Source organism: Mannheimia granulomatis (assembly GCF_011455695.1).
GTDB classification, from domain to species: domain Bacteria; phylum Pseudomonadota; class Gammaproteobacteria; order Enterobacterales; family Pasteurellaceae; genus Mannheimia; species Mannheimia granulomatis_A.
This window is the reverse complement of the sequence record NZ_CP015030.1, coordinates 1,471,024-1,491,354: the sequence shown is the minus strand read 5'-3', so window position 1 is coordinate 1,491,354 and position 20,331 is coordinate 1,471,024. Positions and strand designations below refer to the sequence as shown.

The window sequence follows — 20,331 nt, the reverse complement described above, 5'->3', positions numbered from 1 at the left end:
CTTTCTAAATTCTGGATTTAATACCGCCAAATTCCTCGATGATTTTGCTCGTAAAGGTTCTGAGTTCTTCAGTCATCAGCAAGAAATCGGCATCAAAGCGTTGGGCGATATCTTCTTTTAAAATATCATCATTTTTTTCACGCACTTCATCGGCAAATTTCAAACGGGATAAGGTAGCATCTTCATTGAGTACGCAAGAAAAATGGGCTTCCCAATCAATTGCAAGTTTTGTGATAAATTTGCCCGCTTGTAAATGTTGGACAATTTCTTCTGACTCTAAATCTTGGCGTTTGCAGCGAATTACACTATCGGTATCAAAAGATTTGAGTTCTGCTTCTTCCAATAAATCCAGCCAGTTTGGTGTATGACCTTTAGCCACCCAGTTAGTCATCACTTCTGCCGGTGGTAGGGCAAAAGAAATCGGGACTACTGGCAATGAACCTAAGGTTTTACGCAATAAGGCGAGGGTATCTTCTGCACGTTTGCTTGAAGCAGCATCTACATAAACCAGTTGGTTTTCCAAATCCAACCAAATGGCGGTGAATTGGTGTTTGCTGAACGCCCGTGGTAATAATACCGAAACTACCTGATCTTTTATCGCTTGTTTTTCAGTTTTCTTTAATTTACGGGCTTCTTTTTCTTCCAGTTCGGCAATACGTTTTTCTGTTTCTGTTTTGATGATGTTGGCAGGTAATAATTTATCTTCTTTGTGCGAAATGAGTAAAAATTGCTGACCTTGTGAAAACTGCAATAAATCCGATCCAGCAAGCGGGCAAGACCAACCGAATTTGCTCATATCGTGTTCGGAGCATGGCGTGAATTTCGTTTCTTGCAATAAGGCTTCTAACGCATTATTTTCAAGTGAAAGCTCGCTGGTTAATTTATAGATCATGACATTTTTAAACCAAATCATTTTTGCATATCCTTTCCAAAGTGTAGAATGGGTGTAAAATGGTACTATTCTAACAGACCCCAAACCGACACAGTAGAGAATTTGTTGATGAATTACAAAAAACTTGCCTTTATCGGCACTGGTAATATGGCGTATGCCATTATTCAAGGTTTATTGAAAAGTGGCTATCCTGCCACCCAAATGATAGCGTGCAATAAAAGTAATTTAGCCCGCCGTGAGGCATTACAAGCGGTCGGAATTGCCACACATTTTGCAAATGTGGATGCGGTAAAGCAGGCTGATGTGGTGGTGTTGGCAGTCAAACCGCAGATGATGGCGGAAGTTTGTGCTGAATTCGCCGAGGTAGATTTTTCCGAGAAATGGGTGATTTCCGTTGCTGCTGGAATCTCGGTGAAACGTTTGGAAGCACTGTTGCCTACGGCGAAAAATATTATCCGTACTATGCCGAATACACCTTCGCTTATCGGTGAGGGAATGACAGGCTTATTTGCAAAAAAATCGGTAAATTCGACCGCTTGTGAGTTTGCCGAAAGTTTGATGTCAGCGGTTGGTAAATGTTATTGGGTAGAATCGGAAGATAAAATCAACCAAATTATTGCGATTACCGGCTCAAGTCCGGCATATTTTTTCCGCTTTATGGAGGCAATGCAACAAAGTGCAATGCAGATGGGCTTTAGTGAGCAAGATGCCAGACTTCTCGTGCAATCTGCAGCTCTCGGGGCGGCAAAATTAGTGGTGGAAAATCCGGAAACGCCACTGGCTACTTTACGCGAAAATGTGACCTCAAAAGGTGGCACAACGGCTAAAGCCCTTGAGGTATTTGAGCAGGCTAAGCTACAAGAAACAGTGGATAAAGCAATGCGAGCAGCGGTTCACCGAGCGGAAGAAATGGAGCAGTCGTTATGATGTTAGTTTCTCCTTTTAAATGGGCAGCCTTTAACTATTTTGGCTATTTTTGTGCCTATGGGGTATTGATTCCTTTTCTTCCTGTGTGGTTAAAACATCACGGTTATTCGACCGAAACTATCGGCTTATTGGCTGCAATTGGGTATTTGTTCCGCTTTTGTGGCAGCATGCTTGCCTCTCAATGTGTGAAGCAGGTAGGGCAATTGATTCCCACTGCTCGTTATTTGACATGGTTTAATCTTTTGGCTGCCTTGGTATTGGCCTTTTCCGGGGAAAATTTTTGGCTACTTTTCCCTGTATTAATGCTGTTTCAGATTTTTAATTCGGGCGCTATGCCGATTGCAGACAGTATTGCCTCTATTTGGCAGCGCCAGATAGGTCTAGATTATGGCAAGGCAAGATTATTTGGCTCTATTGCTTTTGTGGTTGGATCGCTATCTGCAGGATACTTGATTGGGTTATTCGGGCAAGATGTGGTGGTTTGGGTAATTATAGGCTTTTTGACTTTGTTGGGGCTTGGGCAATTAGCTTCGCCTACAGTCGGTTTTGAGGCAAAAACGGCTACAGCGACAGGCTCAAGCATTACCTATCTTCAATTATTAAGAGAGCCGGAAACTTTAAGAGTGATGATTGCAGTTTCCCTGATTTCGGCTTCACATGCGGCTTACTACACCTATAGCACTATTCATTGGTCTGGTGCCGGTATTTCAACGCAAATGACAAGTCTGCTTTGGGGATTAGCGGTTGCGGCAGAAATTTTGTTCTTTTTAGTCTGTAAGCGGTTGTTTAAATCGTGGAAAATTAGCCATTTAATGATTTTATCTGCTGTGTTTGCCATTATCCGTTGGGCAACAATGGCAAGTACGACGGCAATTTTGCCGATGATGATGGCACAAATTTTACATTCGGTAACTTTTGGGGCTGCACATATTGCAGTAATTCGCTATATTTCTATGCAATCGGCAGAACGAGTAACTAAGTTACAGGGGCTTTATTTTGGCTTGGCAAGCTGTGCGGTAATGGCGGTGTTTACCTTTGTAGCAGGGATTTTATACCAAAATTCTCCAAGTTTGACTTTCTACTTAATGGCAGCTTTTGTGGTGCCGGCAATTTTTATTATGCCGAAGAAATTTGAAGTACAAATTACAAGATAAAGAATACAAAAATGCCGACATTACGTCGGCATTTATCAAAATAAATCGTTGAAAATTAGATTGTTTTCACGTTGATTGCTGATGCGCCACGTTCTGAATCTTGGATTTCGAATTGAACTTTTGCACCATCTTCTAATGTACGGTACCCACCGTTTGCTTCAATTGCAGAAAAGTGAACGAACACGTCTTTCCCGCCTTGATCAGGGGTAATAAAACCAAAACCTTTAGTTGAGTTGAACCATTTTACGGTACCAGTAACTGCTGACATAACATTTTCCTTATATAAATGTAAAAAGTGATAAAAATAGCTAAACGGGATATTACAGGCGTATCTATCAATCACTTGCCTTGAGGAAAATAACTAACAAGATTCAACTATTAATTAACGCACGAACAGCTTTTGCCATTACAACACTTATTCATTTTTTACGCAAACAATTTTTATACATTTATGAACATTAAGGCAAAAAAACAGTCTATCGTTTTTGTAAAACGAATATGCGATTTATATGGACGAAGCCTTATAAATCAAATATAGTATCCAGTTAGATTTAACTTTATCTAACGTTTAAATTTTATTTAATTGATTAAATGGAACTATTATGTCAGAACAATTTATTTCGGAACAATCTATGTCAGAGCAACAAAAAGTGGAACAAACACAGAATAAAACTAACCCAACTACAAAAGAAGTAATCGCTTATTTATCAGAAAAATTCCCACTTTGTTTTAGCCTTGAAGGTGAGGTGAAACCCTTAAAAATCGGGCTTTTCCAAGAGTTGGCGGAGGCTTTGGCTGGGGAGGAAACAGTAAGTAAAACCTTATTGCGTCAAGTGTTACGTAATTACACCAATTCTTGGCGTTATTTAGCGGCTTGTCAACCTAATGTCGCGCGTGTGGGTTTACAAGGCGAAGAAGCCGGGGTGGTAACAGAGCAAGAAGCTGCACATGCTTCAGAAACTTTAGCCGCAGCCAAAGCTGTGGTGGCTGAACGTAAGGCTCAAGAACGTAAAGCACAACGTAAAGAGTACTTTAAGCAAAAGGCCCGTGAAGAAAATGCGAAAAAACGTACAGATGTAAAAGTGAAAAAAGCAGCATCAGATGAAAGTTTAGCTGCTTTGGCAAGTAAATTTGGCCGTAACTAATCCTTTTACTGAGTTTTTTGAGCTATTTTACTGTTTTACAAGCGGTTGATTATTTGTAAAAAATTGCAACTTTATAACCGCTTGCACATTTGGAAAAGAATATGAAATTAAAAGAATTAAATAAAATTGTTGCACTTGGCTTGGGCTTTTTTATCAGTACTGTTTGGGCTGTTCAGCCAGATATTAAAGAAAGTGCGATTATCATTCCAAAACCTAATGAACAACATAGCTTATCAACAAAGCGTGTTACCGCTCGTTTAACGCAGTCTCATTATTATAAATTCCAATTAAATGATGAGTTTGCAGGCAAAATTTTTAACCGTTATATTGATTGGATTGACCCGGCACATAATACCTTTCTTAGATCGGATATTGAGGAAATGCGTGCGAAATATGCATCTACCTTGGATGACGATTTATATGCAGGTAAATTAGATGCGGCATTTTCGATGTATGAGTTAATGTCCAAACGCCGTTATGAGCGTTATCGCTATGCATTATCGTTACTAGATAAAGAGCCGGATCTTAAAAGTGCTGATCAAATCGAGATTGATCGTGAAAAAGCTCCCTTCCCGACAACAGAGCAGGAAGCAAATATGTTGTGGGAGCAGCGTGTTAAAAATGACATTATCAATTTATATCTAAAAGGTAAAAAATGGCCTGAGATTAAGAAAACATTAATTAAGCGTTATAACTTCGCTATTAAACGTTTAACACAGTCGAAGGCTGACGATATTTTACAAAGTTATTTAAATTCGTTCTCGCGTGAAATTGACCCACATACCAGCTATTTATCGCCTCGTTCGGCAAAAGCCTTCCAAGAGAGTATGAACCTTTCATTAGAAGGGATTGGTGCGACTCTTTCACAAGAGGATGATGTTACAACGATTAAATCTTTAGTTCCCGGTGCACCTGCTTCTAACAGTAAGAAGCTTGCTGTTGGTGATAAAATTGTCGGTGTTGGTCAAGGAGATAAAGGTGAAATCGAAGATGTTATCGGTTGGCGTTTAGATGATGTGGTCGATAAAATCAAAGGTAAAAAAGGGACAAAAGTTCGCTTAGAAATTGAGCCGGTAAAAGGCGGTAAAGCGAAAATTATTACTCTTGTACGTGATAAAGTCCGTATTGAGGATAGTGCGGCTAAATTGACCGTTGAAAAAGTAGAGGGTAAGAATGTAGGAGTAATTAAGATCCCAACGTTCTATATCGGCTTAACTGCGGATGTACGCAAACTCTTAACCGAAATGGATAAGAAAAACGTTGAAGGGTTAATTATTGACTTACGTGAAAATGGCGGTGGTTCATTAACGGAAGTGATTGAGTTAACCGGCTTATTTATTAAAGACGGTCCGGTAGTTCAAGTGCAAGATGCCTTTAATCGTATTAAAGTACATGAAGATCCGGAATCTAAAACAGTATATGACGGTAAAGTGATGGTGATGATTAATCGCCATAGTGCTTCAGCCTCTGAAATTTTTGCCGCTGCAATGCAAGATTATAACCGTGCTATCATCGTGGGGCAGCAAACCTTTGGTAAAGGAACGGTGCAACAAAGCCGCTCACTGAACTTTGTGTACGACTTAGATCAGGAACCGCTCGGCTTTATTCAATATACGATCCAAAAATTCTACCGTATTAACGGTGGCAGTACCCAATTAAAAGGGGTGGATGCGGATATTAAGTTCCCTGAAATTATTAATGCAGCGAAAACAGGCGAAAGCTTTGAAGATAATGCTTTGCCTTGGGATAAAGTACCAGCTGCAACTTATAAAGAGACGGGGAATGCAAGAAGTGCGGTGGCTGCTTTGACAGCGAAGCACGAAGAGCGTATTGCGAAACATCCTGAATTTATCGTGTTAAATGAAAATATCGCTATTCGAAAAGAGCGTGATGAGCGTAAGTTCTTATCATTAAACTTGGTGGAGCGTTTAAAAGAAAACAAAGTTGATGATGATAAACGCTTAAAAGATATTAACGCTCGTTTTGCTCGTGAAGGGAAGAAACCATTAAAAGATATTGATGATTTGCCAAAAGATTATGAAGCTCCGGATTTCTTCTTAAAAGAAGCAGTGCAGATGATGGCAGATTGGTCAGAAATTGATAAAAAGTCATAAATGTGTTTATAATATGGACATCACATGCCGCTTAGGTAACTAAGCGGTCTATTTTTTGGAAAAATTTGCAATGAAGGATAAACGGATGACTAAGGTGAAAACCTTTAAATTATTACCTATGATGCTTGCATTTTCGAGCTTTGCAGTTGCTCAAACAACCGCTCCGGCAGAGGCAGCTCCTGTTGTTCAAGATACAATCTTACCGCAATTGAGTTTTGCAGCCCAGCAGGCTCGAGCAGCGGAATTAATGAAGCAAGCAGATTATGCATTACAGCAAGAACAAATTCGTCAAGAAGAAGCAAGAAAATTTGCTGAGGCTGAAGCTAAAATTAAGCAAGAAATTGGTAATAATGCGTTATTGCTTAGTCAGGCAACGACTAAAGTGTATTTAGACAGCCAGTTTTCTAAGATGTGGAATGATAAAGCTGCGGAAAAAGTATTTTTAAAAGAGTATGCTTTGCTAGCAGCAAGCGGGGTATCATCGAAATCAGCCAAAGCATTACAGCAGATTTTAAATCAGCCGGAAGGATTAGGACGTGATATTCTCTTAACAGACGGTTTTTTAGACTATCTATTTTATAGTAAAAATGTCTTTAAAAATGCGAATAATTGGTTATATAGTCTAGGTAGCTATAGTCCAAAGGCTCCGTCATCTGAGCAAATTGATAAATGGGTAAATGCGGTAAGAGAGGGAGAATCGGGGCAATTTGTGTCTAATCTTGTGCCAAGAAACCATCTATATCGTGATACTACAGAAAGAGTGCTTGCCATGGCAGGTGGTTTTGCGAAAAAAGGTAAAAACAGTGGGGAAGCTGCTCAGGGAACGTCATTTTATAAATTGGCGTTAAATGCACAGCGTTTGCGTATTATTCCGAATTTCAATAACGGCATTTTCGTTAATATTCCAAGCTATCAATTATATTATTTCCGTGATGGGGCTTTAGCTTTACAATCTAAGGTGATTGTTGGACGTAATGAGCGTCGTACCCCGGTGATGTACAGCAAATTGAGTAATGTGGTTGTTAACCCGCCTTGGAATGTACCAACCAGTATTATGACTAAAGATATTGTGCCGAAGCTAGCTCGTGATCCAGGGTATGCTGATCGTGCCAGTCTAGAGATTCTGGATGGTAACGGTAATAAAATTAATGCTCGTAGTGTGAATTGGTCTCAATATATCAATGCAAAAAGTACACCATATCGCATTCGTCAGAAAGCAGGTGATGACAGTGCTTTAGGGCGTTATAAATTCAATATGCCAAGTTCTGATGCGATTTATTTACATGATACTCCAAATCATGGCTTATTCGGAAAAACTGACCGTGCTTTAAGCTCTGGCTGTGTACGTGTGGCAAAATCAGATGAGTTAGCCTCTATTCTGCTAAAAGAAGCAGGTTGGAGCGTAGATAAGAAAAACAAAGTATTAGAGAGCAAAAAAACCACTTCAGCACAAATCCAATCAGATAATCCGGTTTATCTATATTATGTTACTGCTTGGGTTGAAGGTGGAAAAGTGCAAACTTTACCGGATATCTATAACTTTGATGTAAAAATTCCGCAAACTTCAATTAATTGGAATAAAGTGAGAAGTTTGATTTAGTTCGGGTTGTTAAATTTTGTGAGTTCCAGGAAGAATTTTAGTCTTCTTGGAACTTTTTAGACTTGGAAGTTACTCATAACTTATGACTTAAATTTTATTTTCCTACTTTTTATGGTTTATAGAAAATGGTTAATAGTTGAGCTATTTTCTATAAATCAGTAGCTAACCTATGAGGTAAAAATGAAACAAATTGATGTTCAACGCCGTAAGTGGTTATCACTCGGTGGACTTGTTTTAGGGGCTAGCCTTCTGCCGGGTCAAGTGATGGCAGCGCTTTCTACACCAGCCCCTGTTGCATTGCGTTTTCGCAATATTAATACAGGTGATACCTATACAGCCAAATTTGGTGTGGGTGGACTCAACAAAACTGATCTCGGGCACTTAAATTACTTAATGCGAGATCGCCATATCAACCAAGTAAAAGCAATTGATCCAAGATTATTTGTTAAATTGAATCAGCTCCAACGCCGTTTAGGTTTTCATAATGCCGAAATTCTCGTCTTAAGCGGTTATCGTTCGGCACAAACTAATGCCAGAATGCGTATGAGAAGCCGTGGTGTAGCAAGTCATAGTTACCATATTCGCGGGCAGGCAGTGGATTTCCAAGTGTCAGGTGTACCACTAAATAAGGTCAGACAAGCAGCAGAGAGCTTAAATAACGGTGGGGTAGGCTATTATCCACGTAGCAATTTTGTTCACGTAGATACTGGTCCGGTACGTACATGGCGAGGCTAACAAGCGGTTATATTTGATGTTTAATTTGCAAATTATTCCAGTCAGTCCCTTTCAACAAAACTGTACTGTTATATGGGACGAAAACAAAAACGCGGCAATTATTGATGCCGGTGATGATGCTGAACGTATCATTCAATTTGTGGAATCTCAAAATTTAAAAGTGCAAAAATTACTGATTACCCATGCGCATTTAGATCATATTATGGCGGTGGAGAAGGTAAAAAATCACTTTGATGTTGAGGTTTTTGGTTCAAATATTGCAGATAAACCTTTATTTGAGCGTTTGCCGGAAATGTGCCAACAGTTTGGGTTACCTCTCGTTGAGGCTTGCTTGCCCGATTACTGGTTGGAAGAAGGTGATATAGTTGAAGTTGGAAGTCTAAAATATCAAATTCGCCACTTACCCGGCCATGCACCAGGACATATCGGCTTTTTTGATTTTGAGAATAAAATTGCTTTTAGTGGTGATGTATTATTCCAAAACAGTATTGGGAGAACAGATCTTTATATGGGCAGTCATGCTCAATTATTGGAGACTATCCGAACTAAAATGTTTGATCTGGAAGATGACTTTATTATTGTGCCGGGACATGGTTCACATACCACTATTGGGCGTGAAAAACAAAGTAATCCGTTTTTGAAATAATAAAAAAGCAGATCGTTGAATGATCTGCTTTTTTGCTATCTATTCCCGCGTAAATAGAGACGGTAACTGATAGATTCTGGAGTGGGCTTGGTTAAGGTGACAAACTGTTTCTGCTTGGGTTGCAACCATAAATATTGCCAAGGAGTGCTATCTGTATTGTTAAATGATTGTGTTACGCCATCTTTATCATACCAAAAAAGTTTGTAAGCGATATTAAGCGGAAATTCACTCGAATTTGTCGTCGCAAATTGTTTATTATCAGTCTCTAATTCAATGTGGTCTGCAATATTCGCTTCGATATTTACAATAGGGCTTGAGCTTTTGGGTAAATAGCTGACAGGTTTACCGGCACAAGCGGTCAAAAACATCGAAAAAATTGCAATAATGGAAAGCGATTTCATCATATTATTTAGTCACTAAAGGGCCTAATTTTTGTCCACCAAGTAAGTGCATATGGATATGGAACACTTCTTGTCCGCCGTTTTTATTGCAGTTCATTACTAATCGATATCCGTCTTCTGCAATACCTTCTTCTTTAGCCAATTTTGCTGCAACGGTAAATAACCGACCAAGTGCTAATTCATCTTCAGCAGTTATATGGTTTACTGTTGGGATAAATTTATTCGGAATAATTAAAATATGTGTTGGTGCTTGTGGGGCAATATCGCGAAATGCAGTTACCAGCTCATCTTGATAGACGATATTTGCCGGAATTTCTTTATTGATAATTTTAGTAAAAATGGTTTCTTGATATTCTTGAGGCATAGTATGTTCCTTTTAATCTAAATTAAGCACTTTTCTGACCGGTGCAAAGCTTTTACGGTGATAAGGCGTTGCACCAAATTCTACTAATTTTTCAAAATGCAGCTTGGTTGGGTACCCTTTATGTTGAGCAAAGCCATATTCGGGGTGAAGCTGGTCTAGCTGAGCCATTTCTTGATCGCGGGCAACTTTCGCTAAAATTGAAGCAGCACTGATTTCTGCCACCAAGCTGTCACCTTTTACTACCGCTTGAGCAGGCATTACTAGTTTGGGGATACGGTTGCCATCCACCAAAACAAAATCGGGCTGAATATGTAATCCAGCTACCGCTCTCTGCATTGCCAACATTGTAGCATGTAAAATATTAAGTGTATCGATTTCAGCCGGTTCTGCGCGTCCAAGTGACCAACTTAACGCTTTAGCTTTGATTTCTTCAGCTAAGGCAAGACGCTTTTTCTCAGAGAGCTTTTTAGAATCAGCTAAGCCTTCAATCGGATTATTTGGATCTAAAATCACCGCAGCTGTAACGACAGCCCCGACTAAAGGACCACGACCGACTTCATCGACGCCGGCAATTAGTTGGGCGTTAGGATATAAAAATTCATTCATATTATAAATCTTCTGTTCTAAAATGACGTTGGCTTTTGCTTTCTGCCCGGCTTTCAATTAGGCGATGGTAATTTTCAAAGCGAATTGCAGAAATTTCGCCATTTTCGACCGCTTGCCTTAATGCACAACCTGGGTCGGCTTTGTGTTTGCAATCACGGAATTTGCAGGTGCCTAGCACAGATTGAAATTCACGATAGCCTAAGGTAATTTGTTCGGGTTCTAAATGCCACAGACCGAACTCACGTATTCCCGGTGAATCAATTAAGTTACCGCCTTGTGATAAATGATATAAGCGAGAGGCTGTAGTGGTATGCTGTCCTAAGCCAGATACATCGCTTACTGAACCGGTTAGTGCATTAACTTCAGGTATCAGTTGATTGATAAGGCTTGATTTGCCGACACCGGATTGTCCGACAAAAATAGAGGTACCTTTGGCTAAATATTGATGTAAGGCATCCATATTTTCCCCGGTATCGGCAGATAAACAAAGTGTTTTATAGCCAATTTCTTCGTAAATTTTTAATTGTTCTTGAACCACTTTTCTCTCTGATTCATCTAATAAATCAATTTTATTTAGCACAATGAGAGCTGGAATGTTTGCAGTTTCACAAATCACTAAATAACGATCGATAATATTCAATGAAAGTGTAGGTAGCACGGCAGACACAATAATAATTTGGTCAATATTTGAGGCCATTACTTTAATGCCATCATAATAATCTGGGCGAGTAAGCTCGTTTTTACGTGGGAATACGGCTTCAATCACACCGCTTATACCTTGTAATTGCTCGCTACCCTTACGCCAAGAGACGATATCGCCAACTACTACATTTTTTAAGGTCCGTCGTAGATTGCAGCGGAAGATTTCTCCCTGCTCGGTTTCAACATCAGCATGCTTGGCATGCCGGGTAACTACAATACCTTGCTGGATTTCACCTAACATATCATCTTGCCATTCAGCTTCTTTTTTATTGATACGTTTGTGGTGATTCGATTGAATTCTGCGTTGTTGGTTATGGGTTAGTCTTCGTTTACTCAAGGGAATTCTCAGTCTTTTAATATCAAGGTTTATAGATTAGCATACTATAAAACACCCCTCTATAATAGTCTAAATTCATAGAATAAAAGGGAATAAGGGCTAGAATAAAAATAATGAATAAGATAGAATTATACCTAAATGTTTGAGAGGCTATATAGCTAGAAAAAAACCGCCCAAAGTGGGCGGTTATAAACCAATACGGTTCAAAATATACAGGAAGTGAAACGAGTAACTTTAGTTACTCTAGTCTAGTTTCCTAGACCAATATGCAAACACAACATCATACTTAAAATTTAGGAGTAGAAATATCTTCTACGACTATCCATCTAAGTATGGGCGTAATTTTATAGCCTCTTATGTAACGTATCAAACGAAATTTTTTAATTTAAACTATCAGAAAAAATAATGGTTGTACCTTCATGGGCAATCATCATTAATTGAAACTATATGAATATAAAACTCCCACCATTAAATGCATTAAAAGCATTCGAATCGGCTGCTCGTCATTTGAATTTTACCAAAGCGGCAGAAGATTTATTTGTAACGCAAGCGGCTGTAAGCCATCAAATTAAATTACTGGAAGATTTTCTCGGTGTGTCTTTATTTCATCGTCGTAATCGTTTGTTGGAACTGACGGAATTAGGTGCTCAGTATTTTTATGAAGTGCAGCCCTTATTGGAACAAATTGCGTTAGCAACCGATAAGATTCGCCAGCAAAGTTGTCGTCAGATCCTAACTATTAGTGTTCCCCAAACGTTTGGTATGCATTGGCTAGTCCCTCGTTTGGCGGATTTTCATGAGAAATACCCTGAAATTGAGGTTAGAATTAAAGGGGTTGATCATGATGAAGGATTATTAGGCAAAGAAATTGATGTTGCTATTTATTATGGCAGTGGAGACTGGAGCGATCTACAGTCTATTCGTTTGACGGAATCTCGTATTGTGATTTTAGCTTCACCAGAATATTTGGCACAGAATAGAATAAGTAGTGCTGAAGATCTTGTGGATAAAACTTTACTCTATTCATCAACTTATAATAAATGGAAAAGTATGGTGGAGCATTTAAATATTCAAGACAAAGTAGATGCTGAAACAGGTTCTATGTTCAGCCATACCTTTATGGTGTTACAAGCCGCTATGCATCAACAAGGTGTGGCAATTGCCAATCAAGTTCTGGCTCAACATGAAATTGAGAAAGGTACATTAATTGAGCCTTTTCCTACCACATTATTTGATGAAAAATCATTTTATGTTGTCTATTCTCCTCAATCATCGCAGGTGCCGAAAGTGCAATGTTTTGTTGAGTGGATTCAGCAGAAAATGAAAGAGTGCTGTGCTTAGTTGCCTATTTATTAAGCGGTTAAATTTTAGTGATTTTTTACTTATTGCTCTCTCATTCAGAGCCGTTTGTAAAGCTAATATTCAAATGCAAGTGTTTGTGCTAAAGAATACTGAAATCTAACCGCTTGTTGTATTAAAAGGAAGATTATGAGATATCAATGGATATTATTTGATGCGGATGAAACCTTGTTTTCGTTCAATTCGTATCTCGGGTTAAAATCAATGTTGGCTCGCTATCAAATTGATTTTAGCGAGCAAGACTATCAGGAATTTCAGGCAATAAATAAGCCTTTGTGGGTTGCTTACCAAAATAACGAAATCACAGCACAAGATATTCAAACTCGGCGATTTGCGAAATTATCTGAACAAACAGGTGTAACGCCTTTCCAATTAAATCAAGAATTAATGGAGGAAATGGCGTGGGTGAGTAAACCTTTAGAAGGTGTTATTGAAACGCTCAATGCTTTGTACGGTAAAGTTAAAATGGGCATTATTACCAATGGTTTTACCGAGTTGCAACAAAAGCGGTTACTCAATACCCAAACCGAGCATTTTTTTGAAATCTTAGTGGTGTCCGAACAAATTGGAGCTGCAAAGCCAGACCGTCAGGTTTTTGATTATGCCTTTGCATTGATGGATGAATTTGATCGAACCAAAGTTTTAATGGTAGGTGATACTCTGGCATCCGATATTTTAGGCGGGAATAATTCGGGTATTGATACTTGTTGGCTAAATGTATCAAAAATAGACAATGAAACCCACATTAAGCCAACTTATGAGATTCATAACATTAAACAGATTATTGAGATTGTAGAAGGAAAATAATATGAAATTGCAACAGCTACGCTATATCGTTGAAATTGTAAACCAAAATTTAAATATTACAGAAGCGGCGGAAGCTCTTTACACTTCACAACCGGGAATCAGTAAACAAGTGCGTTTGCTAGAGAGTGAACTCGGTGTTAATATTTTTGAGCGTAACGGAAAGCATGTAAAATCATTAACCCCTGCAGGCGAGAAAATTGTAGCAATTGCCCGCGAGTTGTTGGTGAAAACACAAAGTATCAGATCAGTTGCTGAAGAACACACTCGGCCGAATAAAGGCGTATTACGTATTGCGACTACAAACACACAAGCACGCTATATGTTGCCGGATGTAATTAATAAATTTAAGGTTCGTTATCCTGATGTGAGTTTGCATTTGCATCAAGGTTCACCTAATCAGATTCATGATGCTTTAATGGCAGGAGAAGTTGATTTAGCTATTACCACAGAAGCTCAGTATTTATTCGAAGAGGCGATTTTATTACCATGTTATTGGTGGAATCGTTCAGTTATTGTGAGACCAGACCATCCGCTGGCAACTTTTATGAACCAAAGTGAAGATTTGACTGTCGAAGAACTAGGTAAATATGATTTGATTACTTACACATTCGGCTTTACTGGTCAGTCAGATTTGGATCATGCTTTCAATAAAGAAGGTATTTTACCGAATATTGTGTTTACCGCAACCGATGCAGATGTGATTAAAACCTATGTTAGATTAGGATTAGGCGTTGGTATTATGGCTTCTATGGCATATACAGAGTCAGATAAAGATTTGGTTGCAATTAAAGCAAGTCATTTATTTCAATCGAGTATGACTCAAATTGCGTTTAAACGGGGAAGCTTCCTTCGTAATTATATGTATGATTTTATTAATTATTTCTCACCACACTTAACCAGAGCACAGGTAGAGAAAGCGGAACAATTAAGAGATAAGAATGCTATCTTAAGATTGTTCGAGAGTATATATTTAGAGGAGAAATAGATGAAAATTTGGCAGAAACTCACAGTCTCTATTGTTACAATTTCTGGATTAATTTCAACTGCTTATGCAGACAGTTTTAAGATTAAATATAGCTCGAATTATTTAATGCCAGCTTATATTAATTTCAATAATGGAGGCGGACAATATAATATTCAGGCTAAAATTAACGTACCTTTATATAACATTGTCTTTTCTGCTAAAGGAACGGAAAAAAACGGGCAGTTTAATATGTTGAGTTATAGAGATACTCGTAACGGCAAGACTTATGCCATGGCAGAGATAGATTCAAAAACAGTGAGATACGGAAAAGTAAAAGAGCCGCTAAAACAGGAAGCTTTAACAATGCCGACTTATGATTTGTTTACCACTGCCTTCCAGCTGAGTTATTACGATAAATTACCTGCAAGTTTTCAAACAACTAATGGTAAAAAGCTTTATCCAACACCAAATGTACAGTTACGTAAATCGCAAAGAGATGTAAAATCAGGTGGTAAGAGCTATAAGGAAATTACTTATAAATTCAGAACCAGTGATAACAAAGACATTACTGTCAAAAAATATGAGGGTGAAAAATTCCCTCGCTATATCGCCTATAGTCGTGATGGCGACAACTACGAGCTAACGTTTGATAGTTTTCAGTAACTATAGGAACAAGCGGTCTAATTTTGCCTATATTTTGCAAAATTAACTATTTAAAAATAAAGGCAATATTTCTTTAAGAAATATTGCCTTTTTTACTACTTGTGGCATTGAGCCAAAATATCTAAGTCTTTGTTATAAAGGGAGAATGGGGTTTTCATATCCATCATACTAATCACAGTATGAAAGAAATTATCATGGGAATGTGCGTTATTTATCGCATTATTGCGAATGCAATTTAAATCAAACGGCTCGTTTTTAATCCACTCTGGTGAAAACCACATAATCATAGGTACTTTGGTTTGATAATCGGGAGCAATACTATATGGCGCACCATGTAAGTATAATCCGTTTTCACCTAACGATTCGCCATGATCAGAGACATAATATAACGCACTTTCCCATGTTGGTTCCTGTTCTAAACGTTGAATAATTTTATCTAAGAACTGATCTAAATATACAATACCATTATCATAAGTATTCACTAATTCTTGATTAGAGCAGCGATTAATTTCGTTGGTATCACAGGTTGGTGTAAAGACTTTTTCTTGGTCGGTATAACGTTCGTAATACGTTGGTCCATGGTTACCCATGGTATGTAGTACCACCACTAAATCTTTGTCAGCTCGGCTTTCTTTTAAGGCTTTATCTAGTTCAGGTAATAAAATGTTATCTAAACACTCTCCATCGCGGCAGTATTCTGGTAAATCTAATGTGAGCAGATCTTTATTTGGCACACGTTCGCATACTCCTTTGCAATCGCTGTTATTATTTAGCCATAAAATATCAATACCGGCACGTTGGAGAATATCCAATAAATTATCCTGTTTTGCTGCTCTTATACCGTTATAGTCAGCTTGTGAAAAGCTGGAAAACATACAAGGAACAGAGACCGCAGTTGATGTGCCACAACTACTAGCCTGCTGGAAATTGATAATTTGCTCACCACGAGCCGCTAATTTTGGTGTAGTTTGACGTTCATAACCGTTCAATCCCCAGTTTTGTGCGCGGGTTGTTTCACCGATTACCAAAATGGTAACGTGGCGGTGGTCATCCGGCTTAGCTTGTATCGCATCTAAGCCTAGTTGTTGGTACGGGATGTTATTACGATAATCATTGCGGATTTTTTTCACGGTTGAAACAATAAAATTAGACGGTGTAATCAAATTCGGTAGATTTTTGTGATTACGAAAAAAAGAAGCATAATCCTGATAATAAAATTTACCAACCGCTAAGATTACAAAAGCAGAAACTAAAATGGATCCGAAGCGAAAGCCTATCTCTTTCCACCAAGGTTTATAATCAATTTTAATCAGTAAGTAGAGGAGAGATGGAATAATTCCTAAGCAAACAATCCAAGCAATATAAGAAAATGTCAGTATTCGTGAGCTTTCAGCAAAATTGGTTTGTAGCACATTATTCAGCATATCTACATCAAAATAGACATTAAAAAATAATGAGTTATAACTAATTGCCGCACTTAAAATCAGCAAGGTTGGAATAATAATTTTATGGATAGTCGGCAAAGCGATGAGATTGAGAATAATGTTAAGTGCAAAGAAGTAGACTAACGGAATTGTTAAAATAAAATAATCTTCAGCATGGAACTGAAAAGATTGTGCATTTAAAACTTCCCGATAAAAACCTAGATTTAAAGCGAACATAAAATAGGCAGAAACGAGAAAGAACAAGGTGGTTGATGAGAGTGAAAATTTATTAAAAATACGCATAGATACCTCTATTGAGTTACAAATACCTCCTTAGAGGTAAGATGGAAGATAAAGTTCGTGAGAATGAAAAAAGAAATTTTTGAGACTCTCACTCATTTTCTATATAGCAAAAAAGTTAGATTTGATGTAAACTGTTTTCCCGTCCTGATAGTTTCTTTTTATAAAGCAAACGTTTATCTTATTTCCAATCTAATTAATCAGCAAAGGCAATAACAATGGCAACGAATTATATTTTCGTAACGGGCGGTGTTGTATCTTCTTTAGGTAAAGGTATTGCGGCAGCCTCTCTTGCATCTATTCTTGAAGCTCGTGGTTTAAATGTTACCATTATGAAGCTTGACCCTTATATCAATGTTGATCCGGGTACAATGAGCCCAACCCAACACGGTGAAGTGTTTGTGACCCAAGACGGTGCAGAAACCGACTTAGACTTAGGTCACTATGAGCGTTTTATCCGTTCAAAAATGAGCAAAGCGAACAACTTTACCAGCGGAAAAATTTACTCTGAAGTATTGCGTAAAGAACGCCGTGGCGACTATTTAGGTGCAACCATTCAAGTTATCCCGCACATCACCAACGAAATCAAAGAACGAGTGATTGAAGGCGGTAAAGGTCGTGATGTGGTGATTGTGGAAGTAGGCGGCACTGTGGGTGATATTGAATCACTGCCATTTTTAGAAGCTCTTCGCCAGTTAGCGGTGGATGTAGGTCGTGAAAAAACATTATTTATGCACTTAACCCTTGTGCCATATATTCCAACGGCGGGCGAAGTAAAAACTAAGCCAACCCAGCATTCGGTAAAAGAGTTACTTTCTATCGGTATTCAGCCTGATGTGTTGATTTGCCGTTCAGATCGTGCCGTGCCTGAAAATGAGAAGAAAAAAATTGCACTATTTTGTAATGTGCCAGAACGTGCTGTTGTTTCACTTAAAGATGTAGATTCAATTTACCGTATTCCTGAATTATTGAAATCGCAAGGTTTAGATACCTTTGTTTGCGATCGTTTCCGTTTAGATTGCAAAGAAGCTGATCTTTCAGAGTGGGAGCAAGTATTATATCGTCAAGCGAACCCGACCGGTGAAGTGACTATTGGTATGGTAGGAAAATATGTTGAATTACCTGATGCCTATAAATCGGTGAATGAAGCGTTAAAACACGCAGGTTTAACTAACCGTTTGACAGTCAATATTAAATATATTGATTCGCAAGATATCGAAACCAAAGGCACAGAGTTGCTTGCGGGCTTAGATGGTATTTTAGTACCGGGTGGCTTTGGCTATCGTGGCGTTGAGGGTAAAATCCGCACGGCACAATATGCCCGTGAAAACAAAATTCCATATTTAGGAATCTGCTTAGGAATGCAAATCGCTTTAATTGAATATGCTCGTAATGTTGCAGGTTTAACAGAGGCTAACTCTTCTGAATTTGATAAAGGTTGTTCACAGCCTGTAATCGGTTTAATTACCGAGTGGCAAGATGCTGACGGTAATGTTGAAACCCGTAGCGATGAATCCGATTTAGGCGGCACAATGCGTTTAGGGGCTCAACAATGCCATTTAATCGAAGGTTCAAAAGCCCGTGAATTATATGGTTCGGAAACCATTGAAGAACGTCATCGTCACCGCTATGAGGTGAACAATAAATTACTTCCACAAATTGAAGCAGCCGGTTTGAAAGTAACCGGATTATCGGCCGATCGTAAATTAGTGGAAATTATCGAAGTACCAAATCATCCTTGGTTTGTGGCTGCACAGTTCCACCCTGAATTTACTTCAACCCCACGTGATGGTCATCCATTATTTGCCGGTTTTGTAAAAGCAGCGAAAGAGCATCAGGATAGCCGTAAGGCCTAATTTCATTACCGCAAGCGGTTAATTTTGCAAGTTTTTTTGCAAATTTAACCGCTTGTTACTATCCATTATTCGTTAATTCAAACAGAGAGTTGAAACAAAAATGACTAATCAAACTATCAGTACACCTAAACAGGCTTTTGTTGGCTTACAAATGTTATTTGTTGCATTTGGCGCTTTGGTTTTAATGCCTTTAATTACAGGTTTAGATCCTAACACTGCACTTCTTACCGCCGGTATCGGCACCTTGCTTTTCCAACTTTGCACAAAAGGGCAAGTGCCTATTTTTCTCGCTTCTTCCTTTGCTTTTATTGCGCCAATTCAATATGGTGTTCAGCAATGGGGGATCCCTGTTACTATGGGCGGCTTGGTGTTTAGTGGTCTTGTCTATTTCTTGCTGAGTGCTTTAGTGAAATTAAAAGGCGCGAAAATTCTTGAGAAATTATTTCCGCCTGTGGTTGTTGGCCCGGTTATCATCATCATTGGTTTGGGGCTTGCGCCTGTTGCGGTAGATATGGCGTTAGCGAAAGGCACGCAAATTGAACCTAATACGGCGTTAATTATTTCAATGGCAACCTTAATTACTACCTTAGTGGTGGCGGTGTTTGCCAAGGGAATGATGAAGTTAGTACCGATTATGTTTGGGATTTTAGTCGGCTATATTCTGTCTTTAGTATACGGCATTATTGATTTTACTAAAGTAACCGAAGCTGCTTGGTTTAGCTTACCGAATATCTCAGCGCCCGAATTTGAACTTGAGGCAATTTTGTACCTTTTGCCAATCGCTTTAGCTCCGGCAGTGGAGCACGTTGGTGGTATTATGGCAATTAGCTCAGTGACCGGAAAAGATTTTATGAACAAACCGGGATTACATCGTACCTTATTAGGTGATGGTGTGGCAACTTCTGCTGCTTCATTCTTAGGTGGTCCACCAAATACCACTTATGCGGAGGTAACAGGCGCGGTAATGCTTACCAAAAACTTTAATCCACGTGTGATGACTTGGGCGGCTTGTTGGGCAATTGCGATTTCATTCTGCGGTAAAGTAGGTGCATTCTTACAAACCATCCCAGGTGTTGTTATGGGGGGGATTATGATGTTAGTGTTTGGTTCAATTGCGGCGGTGGGAATGAGCACCTTAATTCGTGCTAAAGTAGATATGGGACAAGCTCGTAACTTATGTATTGTATCTGTGGTGATGACTTTTGGTATCGGTGGTATGTTTATTAATGTGGGTGAATTCTCGTTAAAAGGCATTAGCCTTTGTGCAATTGCTGCTATCATTATGAACTTAGTATTGCCGCGTGAGAAAAAAGAATCCGATTCTCAATAGAGTAA

At 38.7% G+C, this 20,331-nt stretch carries 20 protein-coding genes; 13 read left to right on the top strand and 7 right to left on the bottom strand.

What is annotated here, in order from left to right; all coding sequences use genetic code 11:
- Positions 1 to 4: 4 nt before the first annotated feature.
- Positions 5 to 913: a recombination-associated protein RdgC gene (gene rdgC, locus A4G16_RS07105; RefSeq protein WP_165889302.1), complete on the bottom strand. Its 909-nt coding sequence runs from the start codon at positions 911 to 913 to the stop codon at positions 5 to 7.
- Positions 914 to 1,000: 87 nt separating this feature from the next.
- Here rdgC and proC point away from each other — a divergent pair, with 87 nt between their 5' ends.
- Positions 1,001 to 1,819: a pyrroline-5-carboxylate reductase gene (gene proC / locus A4G16_RS07100; RefSeq protein ID WP_165889301.1), complete on the top strand. Its 819-nt coding sequence runs from the start codon at positions 1,001 to 1,003 to the stop codon at positions 1,817 to 1,819.
- The gene (locus A4G16_RS07095; RefSeq protein ID WP_165889300.1) at positions 1,816 to 2,973 is read left to right on the top strand and encodes a 3-phenylpropionate MFS transporter; all 1,158 of its coding nucleotides are present in this window, start codon (positions 1,816 to 1,818) and stop codon (positions 2,971 to 2,973) included. Before proC ends, A4G16_RS07095 begins: the two co-directional genes overlap by 4 nt.
- A 55-nt stretch (positions 2,974 to 3,028) precedes the next feature.
- Here the strand turns inward: A4G16_RS07095 and A4G16_RS07090 are convergent, their stop codons facing one another.
- Complete coding sequence (locus A4G16_RS07090; protein WP_027074064.1) at positions 3,029 to 3,241, bottom strand: cold-shock protein; 213 nt, start codon at positions 3,239 to 3,241, stop codon at positions 3,029 to 3,031.
- Between the two features lie 364 nt (positions 3,242 to 3,605).
- On the opposite strand from A4G16_RS07090, the gene proQ reads away from it, so the two are divergent.
- The 5 genes from proQ to A4G16_RS07065 all read left to right on the top strand — a co-directional run bounded on the left by proQ (position 3,606) and on the right by A4G16_RS07065 (position 9,213).
- The gene (gene proQ, locus A4G16_RS07085) at positions 3,606 to 4,118 is read left to right on the top strand and encodes an RNA chaperone ProQ (RefSeq protein ID WP_165889918.1); all 513 of its coding nucleotides are present in this window, start codon (positions 3,606 to 3,608) and stop codon (positions 4,116 to 4,118) included.
- 101 nt (positions 4,119 to 4,219) lie between these two features.
- Complete coding sequence (gene prc / locus A4G16_RS07080; RefSeq protein ID WP_165889299.1) at positions 4,220 to 6,232, top strand: carboxy terminal-processing peptidase; 2,013 nt, start codon at positions 4,220 to 4,222, stop codon at positions 6,230 to 6,232.
- Between the two features lie 85 nt (positions 6,233 to 6,317).
- Positions 6,318 to 7,832, top strand: a complete 1,515-nt coding sequence (locus A4G16_RS07075; protein ID WP_165889298.1) for a L,D-transpeptidase family protein — start codon at positions 6,318 to 6,320, stop codon at positions 7,830 to 7,832.
- Between the two features lie 180 nt (positions 7,833 to 8,012).
- Positions 8,013 to 8,567 carry a YcbK family protein gene (locus A4G16_RS07070; RefSeq protein ID WP_027074068.1) on the top strand — a complete coding sequence of 185 codons (555 nt, stop codon included), beginning with the start codon at positions 8,013 to 8,015 and terminating at the stop codon, positions 8,565 to 8,567.
- Between the two features lie 16 nt (positions 8,568 to 8,583).
- Entirely contained in the window at positions 8,584 to 9,213 is a 630-nt protein-coding gene (locus A4G16_RS07065; RefSeq protein WP_165889297.1) for an MBL fold metallo-hydrolase, read from the top strand.
- Between the two features lie 35 nt (positions 9,214 to 9,248).
- Here A4G16_RS07065 and A4G16_RS07060 read toward each other — a convergent pair whose 3' ends face one another.
- The 4 genes from A4G16_RS07060 to rsgA are packed head-to-tail and all read right to left on the bottom strand — an operon-like array spanning position 9,249 to position 11,623.
- Positions 9,249 to 9,617, bottom strand: a complete 369-nt coding sequence (locus tag A4G16_RS07060) for a YcfL family protein (protein ID WP_165889296.1) — start codon at positions 9,615 to 9,617, stop codon at positions 9,249 to 9,251.
- 1 nt (position 9,618) lies between these two features.
- Entirely contained in the window at positions 9,619 to 9,978 is a 360-nt protein-coding gene (gene hinT / locus A4G16_RS07055) for a purine nucleoside phosphoramidase (RefSeq protein WP_165889295.1), read from the bottom strand.
- 12 nt (positions 9,979 to 9,990) lie between these two features.
- Complete coding sequence (gene rnhB / locus A4G16_RS07050; protein WP_165889294.1) at positions 9,991 to 10,584, bottom strand: ribonuclease HII; 594 nt, start codon at positions 10,582 to 10,584, stop codon at positions 9,991 to 9,993.
- A 1-nt stretch (position 10,585) separates the two neighbouring features.
- Positions 10,586 to 11,623, bottom strand: a complete 1,038-nt coding sequence (rsgA, locus tag A4G16_RS07045) for a small ribosomal subunit biogenesis GTPase RsgA (RefSeq protein WP_165889293.1) — start codon at positions 11,621 to 11,623, stop codon at positions 10,586 to 10,588.
- 447 nt (positions 11,624 to 12,070) lie between these two features.
- Between rsgA and A4G16_RS07040 the strand changes: the two genes are divergently transcribed.
- The 4 genes from A4G16_RS07040 (at position 12,071) to A4G16_RS07025 (ending at position 15,416) form a co-directional block, all read left to right on the top strand.
- On the top strand, positions 12,071 to 12,964 hold the full coding sequence (locus tag A4G16_RS07040; protein ID WP_165889292.1) for a transcriptional regulator GcvA: 894 nt from the start codon (positions 12,071 to 12,073) through the stop codon (positions 12,962 to 12,964).
- A gap of 147 nt (positions 12,965 to 13,111) precedes the next feature.
- On the top strand, positions 13,112 to 13,789 hold the full coding sequence (gene yjjG / locus A4G16_RS07035; protein ID WP_165889291.1) for a pyrimidine 5'-nucleotidase: 678 nt from the start codon (positions 13,112 to 13,114) through the stop codon (positions 13,787 to 13,789).
- Between the two features lies 1 nt (position 13,790).
- Positions 13,791 to 14,774 (top strand): HTH-type transcriptional regulator CysB, encoded by a 984-nt coding sequence (gene cysB, locus A4G16_RS07030; RefSeq protein ID WP_165889290.1) that lies wholly within the window; start codon positions 13,791 to 13,793, stop codon positions 14,772 to 14,774.
- Positions 14,775 to 15,416, top strand: a complete 642-nt coding sequence (locus A4G16_RS07025) for a hypothetical protein (RefSeq protein ID WP_165889289.1) — start codon at positions 14,775 to 14,777, stop codon at positions 15,414 to 15,416.
- Positions 15,417 to 15,511: 95 nt separating this feature from the next.
- Here A4G16_RS07025 and A4G16_RS07020 read toward each other — a convergent pair whose 3' ends face one another.
- Complete coding sequence (locus A4G16_RS07020; RefSeq protein WP_165889288.1) at positions 15,512 to 17,143, bottom strand: phosphoethanolamine transferase; 1,632 nt, start codon at positions 17,141 to 17,143, stop codon at positions 15,512 to 15,514.
- A 215-nt stretch (positions 17,144 to 17,358) separates the two neighbouring features.
- On the opposite strand from A4G16_RS07020, the gene pyrG reads away from it, so the two are divergent.
- Positions 17,359 to 18,996 (top strand): glutamine hydrolyzing CTP synthase, encoded by a 1,638-nt coding sequence (gene pyrG / locus A4G16_RS07015; RefSeq protein WP_165889287.1) that lies wholly within the window; start codon positions 17,359 to 17,361, stop codon positions 18,994 to 18,996.
- A 100-nt stretch (positions 18,997 to 19,096) separates the two neighbouring features.
- Positions 19,097 to 20,326 carry a uracil-xanthine permease family protein gene (locus A4G16_RS07010; RefSeq protein WP_165889286.1) on the top strand — a complete coding sequence of 410 codons (1,230 nt, stop codon included), beginning with the start codon at positions 19,097 to 19,099 and terminating at the stop codon, positions 20,324 to 20,326.
- The last annotated feature ends 5 nt before the right edge of the window (positions 20,327 to 20,331 follow it).

Bases quoted from the DNA above. Each gene is read 5' to 3' on its own strand.
- A4G16_RS07095 (WP_165889300.1), top strand. From the start codon at position 1,816: ATGATGTTAGTTTCTCCTTTTAAATGGGCAGCCTTTAACTATTTTGGC.
- A4G16_RS07040 (WP_165889292.1), top strand. From the start codon at position 12,071: ATGAATATAAAACTCCCACCATTAAATGCATTAAAAGCATTCGAATCG.
- A4G16_RS07060 (WP_165889296.1), bottom strand. From the start codon at position 9,617: ATGATGAAATCGCTTTCCATTATTGCAATTTTTTCGATGTTTTTGACC.
- hinT (WP_165889295.1), bottom strand. From the start codon at position 9,978: ATGCCTCAAGAATATCAAGAAACCATTTTTACTAAAATTATCAATAAA.
- yjjG (WP_165889291.1), top strand. From the start codon at position 13,112: ATGAGATATCAATGGATATTATTTGATGCGGATGAAACCTTGTTTTCG.
- A4G16_RS07065 (WP_165889297.1), top strand. From the start codon at position 8,584: ATGTTTAATTTGCAAATTATTCCAGTCAGTCCCTTTCAACAAAACTGT.
- rnhB (WP_165889294.1), bottom strand. From the start codon at position 10,584: ATGAATGAATTTTTATATCCTAACGCCCAACTAATTGCCGGCGTCGAT.
- proC (WP_165889301.1), top strand. From the start codon at position 1,001: ATGAATTACAAAAAACTTGCCTTTATCGGCACTGGTAATATGGCGTAT.
- cysB (WP_165889290.1), top strand. From the start codon at position 13,791: ATGAAATTGCAACAGCTACGCTATATCGTTGAAATTGTAAACCAAAAT.
- proQ (WP_165889918.1), top strand. From the start codon at position 3,606: ATGTCAGAGCAACAAAAAGTGGAACAAACACAGAATAAAACTAACCCA.
- prc (WP_165889299.1), top strand. From the start codon at position 4,220: ATGAAATTAAAAGAATTAAATAAAATTGTTGCACTTGGCTTGGGCTTT.
- A4G16_RS07070 (WP_027074068.1), top strand. From the start codon at position 8,013: ATGAAACAAATTGATGTTCAACGCCGTAAGTGGTTATCACTCGGTGGA.
- rdgC (WP_165889302.1), bottom strand. From the start codon at position 913: ATGATTTGGTTTAAAAATGTCATGATCTATAAATTAACCAGCGAGCTT.
- A4G16_RS07025 (WP_165889289.1), top strand. From the start codon at position 14,775: ATGAAAATTTGGCAGAAACTCACAGTCTCTATTGTTACAATTTCTGGA.
- A4G16_RS07075 (WP_165889298.1), top strand. From the start codon at position 6,318: ATGACTAAGGTGAAAACCTTTAAATTATTACCTATGATGCTTGCATTT.
- A4G16_RS07020 (WP_165889288.1), bottom strand. From the start codon at position 17,143: ATGCGTATTTTTAATAAATTTTCACTCTCATCAACCACCTTGTTCTTT.
- A4G16_RS07090 (WP_027074064.1), bottom strand. From the start codon at position 3,241: ATGTCAGCAGTTACTGGTACCGTAAAATGGTTCAACTCAACTAAAGGT.
- pyrG (WP_165889287.1), top strand. From the start codon at position 17,359: ATGGCAACGAATTATATTTTCGTAACGGGCGGTGTTGTATCTTCTTTA.
- A4G16_RS07010 (WP_165889286.1), top strand. From the start codon at position 19,097: ATGACTAATCAAACTATCAGTACACCTAAACAGGCTTTTGTTGGCTTA.